This is a genomic window from Acidithiobacillus sp. (assembly GCF_027322205.1).
In the GTDB taxonomy this organism is placed as follows: Bacteria; Pseudomonadota; Gammaproteobacteria; order Acidithiobacillales; family Acidithiobacillaceae; genus Acidithiobacillus.
In genome coordinates, this window is record NZ_DAHVHY010000010.1 from 1 (window position 1) to 14,109 (window position 14,109).

General features: G+C 55.2%; 16 protein-coding genes. 3 read left to right on the top strand and 13 right to left on the bottom strand.

Annotated features, from left to right (window positions below; translation table 11 throughout):
* From nifU to nifH, 13 genes are all read right to left on the bottom strand, one after another.
* On the bottom strand, positions 1-597 hold a 597-nt coding region (nifU, locus tag M7F93_RS02920), incomplete at its 3' end, for a Fe-S cluster assembly protein NifU (protein WP_298168798.1).
* Positions 598-601: 4 nt separating this feature from the next.
* Positions 602-970 carry a HesB/IscA family protein gene (locus tag M7F93_RS02925; RefSeq protein WP_215876751.1) on the bottom strand — a complete coding sequence of 123 codons (369 nt, stop codon included), beginning with the start codon at positions 968-970 and terminating at the stop codon, positions 602-604.
* Positions 971-1,226: 256 nt separating this feature from the next.
* A complete protein-coding gene (locus tag M7F93_RS02930) occupies positions 1,227-1,820 on the bottom strand; it encodes a hypothetical protein (RefSeq protein WP_298168801.1) in 594 nt (197 codons plus the stop codon).
* Between the two features lie 66 nt (positions 1,821-1,886).
* Positions 1,887-2,540 carry a nitrogen fixation protein NifQ gene (locus tag M7F93_RS02935; protein WP_298168804.1) on the bottom strand — a complete coding sequence of 218 codons (654 nt, stop codon included), beginning with the start codon at positions 2,538-2,540 and terminating at the stop codon, positions 1,887-1,889.
* Between the two features lie 23 nt (positions 2,541-2,563).
* Entirely contained in the window at positions 2,564-2,872 is a 309-nt protein-coding gene (fdxB, locus tag M7F93_RS02940; RefSeq protein WP_291508416.1) for a ferredoxin III, nif-specific, read from the bottom strand.
* A 4-nt stretch (positions 2,873-2,876) separates the two neighbouring features.
* Complete coding sequence (locus tag M7F93_RS02945) at positions 2,877-3,140, bottom strand: CCE_0567 family metalloprotein (RefSeq protein WP_291508417.1); 264 nt, start codon at positions 3,138-3,140, stop codon at positions 2,877-2,879.
* A 57-nt stretch (positions 3,141-3,197) separates the two neighbouring features.
* Positions 3,198-3,665 carry a NifX-associated nitrogen fixation protein gene (locus M7F93_RS02950; protein ID WP_298168814.1) on the bottom strand — a complete coding sequence of 156 codons (468 nt, stop codon included), beginning with the start codon at positions 3,663-3,665 and terminating at the stop codon, positions 3,198-3,200.
* Complete coding sequence (gene nifX, locus M7F93_RS02955) at positions 3,658-4,074, bottom strand: nitrogen fixation protein NifX (RefSeq protein ID WP_215850269.1); 417 nt, start codon at positions 4,072-4,074, stop codon at positions 3,658-3,660. The genes M7F93_RS02950 and nifX overlap by 8 nt, the downstream gene beginning before the upstream one ends.
* 52 nt (positions 4,075-4,126) lie before the next feature.
* On the bottom strand, positions 4,127-5,488 hold the full coding sequence (nifN, locus tag M7F93_RS02960; RefSeq protein ID WP_298168823.1) for a nitrogenase iron-molybdenum cofactor biosynthesis protein NifN: 1,362 nt from the start codon (positions 5,486-5,488) through the stop codon (positions 4,127-4,129).
* Positions 5,485-6,876, bottom strand: a complete 1,392-nt coding sequence (gene nifE / locus M7F93_RS02965; protein WP_298168826.1) for a nitrogenase iron-molybdenum cofactor biosynthesis protein NifE — start codon at positions 6,874-6,876, stop codon at positions 5,485-5,487. Before nifE ends, nifN begins: the two co-directional genes overlap by 4 nt.
* Positions 6,877-6,949: 73 nt before the next feature.
* Positions 6,950-8,509, bottom strand: coding sequence for a nitrogenase molybdenum-iron protein subunit beta (gene nifK / locus M7F93_RS02970; RefSeq protein WP_298168829.1), 1,560 nt, complete (start codon positions 8,507-8,509; stop codon positions 6,950-6,952).
* A gap of 78 nt (positions 8,510-8,587) precedes the next feature.
* The gene (gene nifD, locus M7F93_RS02975) at positions 8,588-10,063 is read right to left on the bottom strand and encodes a nitrogenase molybdenum-iron protein alpha chain (protein WP_298168832.1); all 1,476 of its coding nucleotides are present in this window, start codon (positions 10,061-10,063) and stop codon (positions 8,588-8,590) included.
* A 63-nt stretch (positions 10,064-10,126) separates the two neighbouring features.
* The gene (gene nifH, locus M7F93_RS02980) at positions 10,127-11,017 is read right to left on the bottom strand and encodes a nitrogenase iron protein (protein ID WP_291522654.1); all 891 of its coding nucleotides are present in this window, start codon (positions 11,015-11,017) and stop codon (positions 10,127-10,129) included.
* Between the two features lie 460 nt (positions 11,018-11,477).
* On the opposite strand from nifH, the gene M7F93_RS02985 reads away from it, so the two are divergent.
* The 3 genes from M7F93_RS02985 to draG are packed head-to-tail and all read left to right on the top strand — an operon-like array spanning position 11,478 to position 14,107.
* Positions 11,478-11,864 (top strand): response regulator, encoded by a 387-nt coding sequence (locus tag M7F93_RS02985; protein WP_298168839.1) that lies wholly within the window; start codon positions 11,478-11,480, stop codon positions 11,862-11,864.
* 17 nt (positions 11,865-11,881) lie between these two features.
* On the top strand, positions 11,882-12,709 hold the full coding sequence (locus tag M7F93_RS02990; protein WP_298168842.1) for an NAD(+)--dinitrogen-reductase ADP-D-ribosyltransferase: 828 nt from the start codon (positions 11,882-11,884) through the stop codon (positions 12,707-12,709).
* 9 nt (positions 12,710-12,718) lie between these two features.
* On the top strand, positions 12,719-14,107 hold the full coding sequence (gene draG, locus M7F93_RS02995) for an ADP-ribosyl-[dinitrogen reductase] hydrolase (protein WP_298168844.1): 1,389 nt from the start codon (positions 12,719-12,721) through the stop codon (positions 14,105-14,107).
* The last annotated feature ends 2 nt before the right edge of the window (positions 14,108-14,109 follow it).

The window sequence follows — 14,109 nt, forward strand, 5'->3', positions numbered from 1 at the left end:
GGGTTTCACCGCCACCACCGGTAGCGGCGCGCTGCCGTTTACTGCCGCGAGGATATCTTCGATCTGCTCATGGCAGCTCTGGCAACCGCCGCCCGCCTTGGTATAGAAAGTGATCTCTTCGACCGTCGACAAATGGTTTTCCCTGGCCACCTTCTCAATGAGCGCCGAGTCAATGGCGAAGCATTTACATACCAGCGCGCCTTCTTCGTGATCATCTGCCCATTCTTCGCCGCGGTAATTGGCGATAGCGGCGTGCAGGGCCTCAGCACCCATAACGGAACAATGCATTTTCTCCGGAGGAAGCCCGCCCAAAAACTCAGCGATGTCCTGATTGGTGATTTTGAGCGCTTCATCCAGCGTCTTGCCCTTGATCAGTTCAGTCAACGCCGATGACGAGGCGATGGCGGAGCCGCAGCCAAAAGTTTGGAAGCGGGCATCCAGAATGACATCCGTATCCGGGTCTACCTTGAGCATCAGGCGCAGGGCATCGCCGCAACTGATGGAGCCGACCTCGCCGACCGCGTTGGCTTCTTCCAGGACCCCGGTATTCTTGGGGTTGAAAAATAAATCTTTGACTTTATCGGTATAATCCCACATGGCGTCAGCTCCGATGTCCGCAGGAGGAGGCTGAGGAAGCGGAGGCTTCGTCTCCCGTGGTGAATGATGACCCGCAACCGCAGGTCCCCGTAGCATTGGGGTTTTCGAAACGGAAGCCGCTGCCGCTGAGTTCGTCCACATAGTCAATGACGACCCCGCTAAGCAGCGTGGCGCTGGCGTTGTCCACATAAACCGGCACACCCTCTATCGCCACCACGGTGTCCTCGGCGCCTGCTTCGGCCTCCAATCCCATTCCATATTGATAACCGGAACAACCGCCTCCGGTCACCGCAACCCGTAATCCGCTCGCTTCAGGATTCTCGGCAAGCAGATTCTTTACGACATCAATGGCTTTTTCCGTCAATATCAGCATGACATACTCCTTACGCGACAGGGGTTCCTGTATGCTTTACTGCAAGACTTGGGCCAGCTTTGGGATTTGTTATCAACTTATTGTTATTATGATGATTAACAACGGATGTTGAGGTGTCATTAGGGCATTTTGTTGGTTTCTCTACATCTCCCAGGATAGTTTTGCAAGAAAACGAACATCACGGGGCAGGGCTGGAATGTCAAAAACCCGGAGACCGCTGGGTATCCGGGTTTTCACTAAAACAATGGCAAAGCGTTTATACAGGGCGGTTTTCGCCGGGATCACGTACCGGACCCATGCCCGCCAGGCAGTCTGCATAGCTGATCTCGGGGAATACGCTACTGTATTGCAAGGCGCTCTCGGCGATACGATTGATCTTGCCCGCCGTGTCGAGCTTTTTGAGGTCGTTGCGTTCCAGTCCGAACAAGTCCAGCAGTTCATTGTAGACCGTCGCTTCATCCAGCGGCAGGATATAAAATGGAATACCCTTGTACTCTAGATGGTAACGCTTGCTGAAGTCGATATTGTTGCAGTAAATAAAATACTTACCGGAGGGTTCCAGATATTCGGCCAGTGCCGTTACCAGTGCATCCAGATAACCAAAAGACAGAAGATAGCAGGATAAAAAAGAAATCTTTTTGGCGCCCGGCTCTGCCGAACTGATGACTTGTTGCGCGAGGAGTTCCGGTGGACGTGCTTCATCGGCCACGGCGGTGGCAAATTTGATAGCCAGTTCGCCGCGAAAACCGAAGCGTCCCTGCGCATTCAGTTCTCCCTTGAATACCTGGTTCAGCAGTCTTTTCTGAGTGTCGAGCCCTGCAAATGCGCTTTGTTCGATGCTAATGGACATAAATGACTCCGTATAGGTAGAGGTAAAATATTGCATCCTGATCGGGTTGCGGATGCTTATAGGTTTTTAGCCCTGGGCAGCCAGCAGGTTCCAACCACTGGCATCTTCCGGGCCGAAGCACTGGGCATAATCATTACAAACATTGCAACTGGGTGCCTGGCAGAGGCGGACTTCAGCCTGGTCACACAACTGCTTATAAAAGAACTTCTTCCATTTCATATTGCCGGTATTTTTGAAATACAGTCCCGGAAAATGGTGTTTAATAATGTCACTGAGGTCCTCACGATTCGTCAGGCCCAGGTCCTGCCACAAGTGATCATCGCCCAGGCAACCCGCAGCGAGAATGGCCGCTACCCACTCAGTGGCCTGATTAACGCTGGCACGGTGATCCAGCAAGAGCTTAACCAGATCGCCGGTTTCCTCATTTCGCATGGATCCTTTGTTTTCTTTCCCCAGACATTGACACAGAAAAGTACCGCCTGCAGCGTTATGGAGATAGACCTTCGTGCATTGTGCGGTTGAGCGCGATGCCTCTATCCGCGGGAAATAACGAGAAAACAGATGGCTCAGTTGCCTGATCTCCAGGCCAAGCGCCATGCTGATGTTGCCCTTGGGTGCCATGGCGCGATGGCTGATACACAGCGCAAAAAAACGTGCATCAGAGAATGCCTCATCCGGGTTGCGGCCGGACATCAGAATGTCATATATGGCAGTCTTCATTGAGGCACTCCCTCTGTGAATCGCTATGCTGAGACGCTGACCGCTAGGGACATGGATGCGTGGGTATAGCAGTCCTTGGGGCAAACCCGGGAGCAGGCCTCGCAGCCAATGCATTTTTCCGGATGCGCAATCGTCATGAATTTGCGTTCCGCCTCGTCATCGTCCGCCGCCACCAGTTCCCCGTCTTCAGTGATACCAATAAGGTTCAGCACATCCCGACCACAGGCGCGGAAACAGCGCCCGCAGCCGATGCACTTTTCTTCATTGATATGTTCGACAAACTGGGGTGTCCAGCCGAGCCCGCCCTTGGTGATGCCGGTTATGTCGTGCATGCCGTCATCCCCCGGGGAAGGACGCGAGCCGCGCCCTGGCTGCCGTCAGATCGCGGTAGGCGGCGTAGGTACGATTCGCCAGTTCCAGAATATTCTCCCAGCCGACGGGCAAATCTTCGGCCAGATCGTGAAGATCCATTTTGGCCTGGGTGGCCTGGGCATTGAGCCGTTTGATTTCTGTTTTCAACGCGTCTTTTTCGTCCACAATCAACTCCCAGTGATTGGTCTGTTCCTCTACTACCGGTAACATCTCCATTAATACAGACATGGCGTCATACTCCTATGCGCTGATGAACCATAAGCGTGAGCTACGCTGGTTCAAGGGTCAAAAGCGGGCCACCTCCGGAAATTTCTCGATCATTTCCAGGGCACCTGCCACCAGTTTGTCACCTTCTTCGGCCAGTTTTTCCATGCTGGGGAAGCCAAAACGATGCACATCGCGCAACTGTTTGTTGACCACGATCAGCCGTCCGGCAATCAGCACCATGCGGCCAAAGCCTTCATGACTCATTTTCATCATGGGCGACACCATGACTCCGGAAGCACGCTCCGTAGCCAGCCCCACGGCGTTATAAAAAAGTTCCACCCGCCATAGTATTTCGGGATCAGGGTCACCAATGATGGGTATCGCCCGGCGCTGTTCCTTATCCAGCACATAGGGTGCCAGCAGTTCGGTATCGGACTTTTTTTCCCAGGCACCATAGCTATCCTGTGCCCGCCACTGCTTGACCAATTCGCGAAAAAACAGGGACTCTTCCGGCAAAACCACCGCCACTGCAGTATTCTCAGGCATGACTTAACTCCTCTTCGTCATCAAAATTAAACGCTTTTTCTGCACCCTTGTTCATGACCTTGCGGAGCCAGGGGGGTGGAGTTCCCTGTAATACGACCTGCAGCTTGTCGAGTATTTCATTGATGGGTTCCGGTTCATTCACCTTGATGGGATGAATTTTCATGGCCACCACCCGCGCCGCACCGGAGCCGCCAATAGCCGCCACATATAAAATGGCGCAATCTTTGATGGCTTCCAGCTTGGGGGCCAGCTTGTCTTCGTTGCCATCCTCGGCAAGTTCACCGTCAAATTGCACGGCCTCCAGAAAATGGTGACCTTCTGCACTGAGCTCATAAATGGCGATGTTTTTTGCCCAACCAAAATGGGCATCGACTCTCTGCATATCCTGAGTTGAAAATGCGACTTTCATGGTGCCTCCTGGGCTTTGACCAGATAAAAAGTGACTACTGCGTTCCGCATCCTTAACCAAACGCAAACGGCGCATGTGCATCGTGATCCTCCATGGGTAATGGCCAACTATCCGGACGATTTTCCTCTTCCTGTGCCATTAACAGGTTACCGATCTCGAAGGTCAGATCGCGGGCACCGCGATAGCCGAGGGACAGACGATGAGAGGCGCCGAGCTGGTCAAAAATAGGCAGTCCCATGCGCAGGAAAGCGATATCCAGCCGCGCCGCCGCCTGCCGTCCATGGGAGTGGGTGATGAGCAGGTCACAGCCCGCACTCCGCGCCTCCAGGTCTTCCAGATCACCGATGAGCACTTCTTCACAAGGCATCTGTTCGAGTAACGGCGAGTGGGTGGTGGTCACTGCAGCCGTGATGATCGCCCCCATTTCGTTGAACCACGATCCGATATTCCAGAGCAGGTCAGGCTCGGCGCCGATGGCGATTTTTTTGCCGCCGAAGAAAAAATGACTGTCGAGCATGGCGTCGATCAACTGGCTGCGTTGGCGACGATATTTGCCAGGTACCGGTTGTCCGCTCAACTGGCTCAGGCAGTCCAATAACTGATCCGTCGCTTCGATGCCGGTAATGCGATCGAAAAGCACATAAGGCTGGCCGGTCTTGGTCATCAGGGCTTCTGCCGCAGGACGCATTTGTTCGCCCAGGGCAATAGTCAGTTCCGCCTCACCCATGCGCCGGATGGCATCCACTGATGTGCCGCCCAGGGTGTTGGGCGTGAAGTCGTCCGGAATGTGGCCGTCCATAGACCCGGAAATATCGGGCAGGATGGTCGCTTCCAGCCCGAAGGATTCACTGATTTCCCGGAGTTCTTCGATGTCCGCGGCGGTGAGGTGGGACCCCACGAGGAAGTTGACGGAACCCTCCCGGCGCGCGCTGCTGGGTTCAGCCAACCCTTTCACCATGCTCTCCACGGCCTTTGCCCAGCCGTCCTGAAAAGCATCCTTGAAGTCCGGGGTAGAGACGTAAACCAGGGCTAACTGGTCCAGTTCGGGATGGGTAGCGCGAAAGTTTTTGAGATAACCATCCACATCATCGCCTTTGGTCTCGGTGACGCCGGTGGAACAGATGCCGATGATGGCTGGTTTGGTGCGCTGCTGAATACTGAGAATAGCGATACCGATATTATCCAGCCCGCCCATGACCGTCGCCACCTCACTCATGGCGGTGGTCTGCATGGGAATGCCCTCATTGAAATGCCGCTGAAAGAGCACCAGACCAAAGGCGGTACAGCCCTGGGAACCATGCAGCATGGGCATGCAGTCGGCGATGCCCATGAAGGCCAGGGCGCCACCGATGGGCTGGCTCATTTTGAGGGGGTTGACCGTGCATGCTTTGCGGCTCTGAATGACGGTGCTCATGTCCGTGCCTCCCGCATATCCCAGGGCGCGGGTTTGCGCAATAAGGTCCACATGGGATTGTAGAGGGCCAAATCGATCTGTTTCACCAGATTGACCATCCCTTCGTAACCGTTATAGGCGTGATGACGCTCCTGGTTGATGTCCACCCAGGGCATTTTGTTTTTGAGGGCGGCAAATTGTGAGCGTCCGCCCGACAGCAACACATCCGCACGCGCCTCCTGAAACATCTTGTACATTTCCCGCGGCGTCAGGTCATCAATCATATGCGCGTCCTGACCCATGATTTCCTTTATTTTTTCTTTGTCTTCCTTGGTGGATTTCTTGACGCTGGTCCCCACCACCTCCATCCCGCCTTCCTGCAATGCAGACACCACCGACCAGGATTTAACGCCCCCCGTAAAGAGCAGCACCCGTTTGCCGCGCAGGCGATGGGTATATTCAGCGATACGTTGCCAGGCCCTGGCCTCTTCCCGGGCGATCAGCGCTTCGGTGCGGTCGTGGAGTTCTGCCGGGGCACCCTGCTGGATCAGCAGGCGGGTGATCTCCCGCAGAGATTCCGTGGTATCGGAGATGCCATAAAAGGACCCTTCAAAGAACGGAATCTGATAACGCTCTTCCATTTTGCGTGCGATATTGATCATGGATTTAGAGCAGACCATCATATTGGCCCTGGCGCGATGGGATTGCGCCACGTCGTGATATTTGGCGTCACCACTGATGCAGCAGGTTACCCGGATCCCCAAATGATCGAGGAGCGGTTTGACCTGCCAGAGTTCACCGGAAAGATTGTATTCGCCAATGATATTGATGTCATAGGGCGTACTATATTCGGGCTCTTCCGTGCCGATCACATAATCCAGCAGGGCCTCTCCCGCCAGCTTGTTGCCGAGATTCTTGGCGCCGACAAAACCGGGGGAATTGACGGGAATGACGGGCTTTGCAAATTTTTGGCTCGCCGCTTTACAGACGGCCTCGATATCGTCCCCGATCATCGCCGGCACGCAGGTCTGATAGACAAACACCGCCGGCGGATCGTATTTATCGATTACCTCTTTGATGGACTTGAAGAGGTGTTTTTCGCCGCCGTAGACTACATCCAGCTCATTGATGTCGGTGGTAAAGCTGGTGCGATACAGTTGTGAACCAGACGATTTTGAACCGCGGTTATCCCAGGAGTTGCCCTCACAGGCGATGGGACCGTGGACCAGGTGGGCGACGTCGGTAATGGGTTGCAGGGCGATTTTCGCACCATCGAAAGCGCAACCACCGGCCGCACCGCCCGGCTGCAGCGCCTTGGTGCAGCCCTTTTTACGCTCTTTGTCGGACTTGCTCTGGTTCTTGCTGCATCCCGGCTCATTAAAAACGTCCTGGATTTTGTTCTGCAACATAAAGCACCCCCTGCTAAGTCAGAATGGATGGCGGCGCCTTGGCGCCGCCGGATGGCCGGCCTGACCGGAGGGATTACCGAATAATGTCGAAACTGTAATCGCTCTGACTCGGCACATTACTGTTGTTGTCGATCTCATCAAAAATCTTGTCCAATATGCGAACCAGCATATTCAGGCCGCCCTGATAGCCCCAAATGGGATAACGGTGATGATGATGGCGATCGAATATCGGGAAGCCGTAACGGATAAGGGGCGTGCCCGTATCGCGTTCGAGATATTTCCCGTAAGTATTGCCGAAGAGGAAATCCACCGGCTCGGTGAACAGCAGGCTGCGCATATGCCAGAGATCCTTGCCGGCATAGACATGACAATCCTTGCCGAAGGGTGAGCTGTCGAACAATGCCTGTACTTTCGCCGCCCAATGCTTGGACCCATTGGTAGCCAGCACATGGGTGGGTTCGCCGCCCAGTTCCATCAGGAAGGCCGCCAGACCGAGGCACTGGTCCGGATCACCGTAGATGGCGAACTTTTTGCCATGAATGTGCGCCGTGGAATCGGCAATGGCATCCACCAGACGCCCGCGTTCCTTTTTCAGTTCATCGGGAATCGCTTTGCCGCTGACACGGGACAATTCCATAATGAATTTATCGGTGCCAGACACGCCGATGGGGCAATTCAGGGCGACAACTTCCTGACCATGCTCGGCGATGAAAGGCAGGGTCTTTTCGGTGCAATATTCCTGCATGGAGAAAGTCGCTTTGGCATTCAGGGAAGCGGCCGTATCTTCCAGAGTGGTGCCGCCGTCATACATGCGGAATTTCCCGTCGCTCGGCGTATCAAAAACATCGCTGGTGTCGGCCAGGATCGTATATTCCAGGTTCATGAGGTCCAGGATGCGCTTCACTTCCCGGGTGTTGCCGACGGTATAACCGTCAAAGCCGCCAATGAAGTTGATCTTCTCGTTGGGTTCGCGCACGAGTGCGGGTACGGTACCCGCCTTGCCGTCCCAAAAATGCGCCAGTACACCCTTCAGAGCATTGTCATAGCCGGTGATATGGCTGCCGACGAAGGCCGGAGTATGGGCGAAAGGCACATCATATTCTTCTGGTACGCTGCCCTTTTCCTTGGAGGTTTTGATGAAGGCGTTCAGGTCGTCACCGATCACTTCCGCCATACAGGTGGTGGAAACGGCAATCATCTTGGGTTTGTACATGGCGTAGGTATTGGCGAGGCCGTCAATCATGTTGTTAAGGCCGCCGAATACCGCGGCATCTTCGGTCATGGAAGAAGACACACAGGAAGTGGGCTCCTTAAAATGCCGGCTCAGATGACTGCGATAATAAGCGACGCAACCCTGTGATCCATGCACAAAAGGCATGGTGCTCTCAAAGCCCACCGCCGCAAACACGGCACCCAGAGGCTGGCAGGCCTTGGCCGGATTTACCGTCAAGGCCTCACGGGCAAAATTCTTTTCCCGATATTCCCACGTCTTTGTCCACTCACGGACCTGCACGAGCTTGTCGGCAGGCTCGGGATTCTCAAATTGTTCCTTCTTGTTCTTGAGCATCTCCTGGTATTCCGGTTCACGGAACAGGTTGAAGTGATCAAGCACCTTTTCAGCGTTCTGACTCATGGCGTTATTCCTCATTCGATCGTTGGGGCGGTCCGTTATCCGCCGATAAGCGGGCGGCACCTGCCGCCCCCACGGTGCTTACTCCCAGGGCGTTTTGGTCAAACTCCACACCGGGTTGTTGATGGCCATATCCATATCCCGGGCGAAGATGGCGAAGCCGTCATAGCCGTGATAAGGACCGGAATAGTCCCAGGAGTGCATCTGCCGGAAAGGTACGCCCATTTTCTGGAAGACATACTTTTCCTTGATGCCGGAACCCACGAGATCAGGCTGGATGGTTTCCACCATCTTTTCAAACTCGTAACCGGTCACGTCGTCATAAATCAGCGTGCCGTCTTTCACATAATGGGTGGTACGCTGATAGTCGTCGTTGTGGCCGAATTCATAGCCGGTTCCCACCACATTCATACCGAGATCTTCATAGGCGCCGATGACATGGCGAGGACGCAAGCCGCCGACAAAAAGCATGACCGTTCTGCCTTCCAGACGAGGCCGGTATTTGGCGATCACTTCCTCGGTGAGGCGGTTGTATTTCTCAATGACCCGCTCGGCGCCTTCCTTGATGTGATCATCAAAATAACTGGCGATCGTCCGCAAGGACTCGGCAATTTTGGAAGGTCCGAAGAAGTTGTACTCGACCCACGGCACGCCATGCTTTTCTTCCATGTAGCGGGAGATATAGTTCATGGAGCGATAACAGTGCAGGACATTCAATTTGGCCATGGGGGTATTCTCCAATTCAGCCAGAGAACCATCACCGGACCACTGGGCAATCACCCGCAGACCCATTTCTTCCAGCAGGATGCGTGAACTCCAGGCATCGCCGCCGATGTTATAGTCACCAATAATGGCAACATCATAAGGGGTCTTTTCAAAAGCCTTGGGTTCTGCGCCTTGCTTCTCGAAGACATAGTCACGGATGCTGTCGTTGGCGATATGGTGGCCGAGCGATTGGGATACCCCCCGGAAGCCCTCACAACGCACCGGAACAATGGTTTTACCACCGTATTCCTTCGACTTCTTCTTGGATACCGCTTCGATGTCGTCTCCGATCAGGCCGATGGGGCATTCCGATTGCACGGTAATACCGTGGTTCAGCGGGAAGAGATCCTCGATTTCATCCATGATCTTTTCGAGTTTCTTGTCGCCACCGAAAACGATGTCTTTTTCCTGAAAATCGGAGGTGAACTGCATCGTGACAAAGGTATCCACACCCGTGGTGCCAATATAATAGTTACGGCGTGAGGCCCAGGAATACTGGCCGCAACCGACGGGTCCATGGGAAATATGAATCATGTCCTTGATCGGGCCCCAGACGACGCCCTTGGAACCCGCATAGGCACAACCACGAATGGTCATCACGCCGGGCACCGACTTGATATTGGATTTGACGCCGCAATCCGATTTACCTTCCTCATAGACGTTCAGGTGTTTGGCGCGTCTTTTGGCAGTTTTTTCCGGATAGACCTTGAGAACTTCATCAATCAGGGCACGATTGCGCGTCTTGGTTTCGGCGACAATCTGCTCCCGGGTTTCTTCAGCGGTAATGCTCATCACATCTCTCCTTTAGCGAGAAAAAGAGAGGGCAGCCGCCTGATAGCAGATGCCCTCTATCCATCAGACCGCAGCAGCCAGTTCGGCGGCTGATTTGCCGATCACGCTCTCGTCTACTGCACTCATGATGCCGAACTCCATGAGCATATCTTCCAGCTCGTCCATGGTGATCGGGGTCGGAATCGTGCCGTTACCGCCGTTGGCATGGATTTTCTGTGCCAACTGACGGTACTCCTCGGCCTGCTTGGATTCCGGTGCGTATTCCAGCACCGTCATCCGCCGCAGTTCCGCATGCTGCACGATGTTGTCGCGGGGCACGAAGTGAATGAGCTTGGTACCCAGCTTGCCAGCCAGGGCTTCCGCCAATTCCAGTTCCTTGTCGGTCTGGCGTTCGTTACACACCAGCCCCCCCAGACGCACGCCGCCCGAATTGGCGTACTTGAGAATACCCTTGGAGATGTTGTTGGCGGCATACATGGCCATCATTTCGCCAGACATGACGATGTAGATTTCCTGCGCCTTGTTTTCACGAATAGGCATCGCGAATCCGCCACACACCACGTCGCCCAACACGTCGTAGGAGACGTAATCGACGCCGTCATAGGCACCATTTTCCTCCAGGAAGTTGATGGATGTGATAACGCCACGCCCGGCGCAACCCACGCCCGGCTCCGGTCCACCGGATTCCACGCAGCGAATGTCGCGATACCCGACCTTCATAACGTCTTCGATTTCCAGATCCTCCACGCTGCCCGCTTCAGCCGCGAGGCTCAGTACGGTGTCCTGCGCTTTGGAGTGGAGAATCAAACGGGTGGAGTCAGCTTTGGGATCGCAGCCAACGATGAGAATCTTTTGGCCCATTTCCGTAAGGGCTGCCAGGGTATTCTGGGAGGTGGTGGACTTGCCAATGCCTCCCTTACCATAAAAGGCGATTTGCCTTAGTTTGTCACTCATTGCCATGTCTCCTGTTTCAAAAATGACTAACTTGCCAGGTGGAAGCCCCCAAAAACGGGGAAGAGTCGCTTTCCGTCCTCGCTGTTGCAAGGGGCGTGCCAGACCTGTACGTAACCATATAATGAACTGTTTTATATATAAAATCGTACCTTTCTGGCAGAGCCTTGCAGGCTGTTTGAAAACCTACAAAATGCGCTTTCTATGTCAGGAACCCCACAGCATTGACCGAGTTATGCAACTCACCGCGCTGCTATTGGGTCATGGAGGCAACCTGGTTAAGGCCCAACAAACACGGTTTTGTTTGAATGACTTAGTACCTTGTCTGGTCGACGGAAAGATTTTTTCGCTTTCCGGCTGGAAGCTATTCGGGATATAAACGCGGGGCTGGAAATGTATGGCATAAAACCTGCTTTGATTACCCATTCAAGCAGGAAGGCTTGCTCAGTTTTGGGAGGACGATATGCAGATCGGTGTGGATTGTAATCTCGCGGTGGGTAATCGGCGCATTTTTGTGCTGGATACGGATGAAATCGGGCGCATGGCAGTGCAATTCATGCTTCATGATGAATATGAAACCCACGAAATCGCCAGTCTCCAGGCCGCTGTCGCCAAGGCTCAGGATTGGCCGCCTGACCTGATCATTCTCGGCGAGGCGCTGCTGGACGACGGCAGGTTGACCGTGGAGATGGTGAGCGAACAATTTCCCAAGGCACGACTGATGCTCGTGGTGGGGGAAGCGCGTTCCGCCCTGAGCCAGCCCGTAATCAGTAAAGGATTCGTGTTCCTCCATAAGCCCCTGCGGCTCGAAGATATCCGCGCCAAGGTGGCTGCCGTGTTGCAGAATTAGTCGCCGCAAGGACGCTTTTGTCAGCCGCGAACCCACCAGAGGAGCAGCGCCCCGCCCGTTCACCGGTCGCCAATCCCGGTAGCAATCTGACCGGGATTCCGTCCGGGCTGTTGATCAGCGCTGAATTTCATGCGTTCCCGATGCCGCTACATATCGCCGGGGTGCGCGATGGGCACCCTGCGCTTTTCCAGGGATTGTCTCTGGTGCGGGAACAGGGCGAGGCGGGACAGGTCTTCCAGGCGTACATGGAAGAGATTTTTGCTGGCGGACATGACCGGACGAAGGGCCGACGCTTCAGGGCCAGCTATTTACGCCTGCTCAAAGGTTGGGGATATGACAGCAATTCGCCGGAAGGTGCGGTCATGAAGGGCTGGGTGGAGAGCCGGTTCGGGATCGCGCCGAACTTTCACCGGCAAGTGATCGGCCGTGTGGGTGATGCCGCTTGGATTCAGTATATGACCGACAAAATGTCAGGGCGATTTGATAACAATGCGATCTGGTTGCAGCTTGACCTTTTGTTTGAATTCGCACAATGGTCGGCGCGACGTTTTCTGGCATCCGGACAACGGCATCTGCGCTTGTTCCGGGGAACCAATGATTTTGCCGAACATCCTATTCTCTGGAAGGCCGGAGCGCGGCAGGGGGTGATCCGGCTGAACAATCTGGTGTCCTTCAGCGACGACAGAGATGTGGCTGGCGCATTCGGCGATTGCATAATGGAGGTGGAAGTACCTTTGGTAAAACTGCTCTTCTTCAAGGGCCTGCTGCCATGTCGCGCCCTCCAAGCGGAGAGTGAGTATCTGGTGATCGGCGGTGAATACGCGGCACACATGCACTATTACTGAGGACGAGAAATGGGCTATGACTTGCGGGAGAGAGCATTAGGTGCCTACCTGGGATTGGCGGTCGGGGATGCCCTGGGCGCGACGGTGGAGTTCATGAGTCCCACGGAAATTCGGGAGGAATATGGCGTCCACCGCAATATGATCGGTGGCGGTTGGCTGCATTTGCAGCCCGGACAGGTGACCGACGATACCCAGATGTGTCTGGTGTTGGGGCGGAGCATCCTTGCCGATGAACAATGGTCCATTACCCGCTTTGGCGAGGGGATGGTGCAGTGGTTGCGCGGCCATCCCGTGGATGTGGGCAATACCTGCCGCCGGGGAATCCGGCGCTTTATGCTCAACGGCAGTACCGCCGCCGAACCGGCGGAATGGGATGCCGGCAATGGTGCGTGCGTACGCAATCTCCCCGTGGTGCTGGCCACCCTGGACGCCCCCGCGGCCTTCCGGCAGATCAGTGCGGAACAGGCGCATCTGACCCACCATCACCCGCTGTCGGATATCGCCACCCTGACGCTGGGGGAGATGTTGCGCTGCGCGCTGCGCGGTGACGGCGTTTCAGCCGTGCGGCGCCTGGCGGATGCACTGGTTGCACGGTACCCGGAATTCGATTTCAAAGAAATTCCCCAGGCACCTACGCCCTATATTGTGGATACGGTGCGTGCCGTCCTGTATGCGCTGCTTCATACCGATAATTTTAAAGACTGCCTGATGACGGTGGTAAATCAGGGTGGGGATGCGGACACCACGGGCGCCATCGCGGGAATGCTGGCAGGAGGCCTGTACGGGATCTACGGGCTTCCCAATGCCTGGCTGAAGCGTCTGGACTCCGCGGTTCAGAAAGAAATCGCGGCGCAGGTGGATCAGCTTCTGACCTGGGGTGAGCGGGCGGATCATGAGCAGTTGCCAGCCAGCATACCGTTGCGTGTCTTATTCTACGAAAAACCAGGCTGTGCCAATAATGCGCGGCAGAAAGCACTGTTGACGGCCGCAGGCTGTGTGCTGGAGGTACATGACTTATTGAAGACCGCCTGGACGGCGGCAACCCTGCGCCCCTATTTTGCGGATCGACCAGTCGCCGAGTGGTTCAACCCGGCCTCGCCGCGGGTAAAGTCGGGAGAGATCGTTCCGGAGGCGTTTACGGAAGCCGGGGCACTCGCCGCGATGCTGTCCGACCCACTCCTCATTCGGCGCCCGCTCATGGCAGCGGCGGGCGCCAAAACCGCCGGTTTTTCTGAGGATCAATTACGCCTGTGGACGTCCGTATCTCTTGACGTGTATGCTGAAGTCGCTGGCGTTGGTGCCGACCATTGTCGGCGTTCTGTGCCTTGCCCAAGTGTCAGGCAGACCCACAGGCTCACCAAAACCCCAGCCGCCTCATCCCACGCCAACGCCTCCTGAGC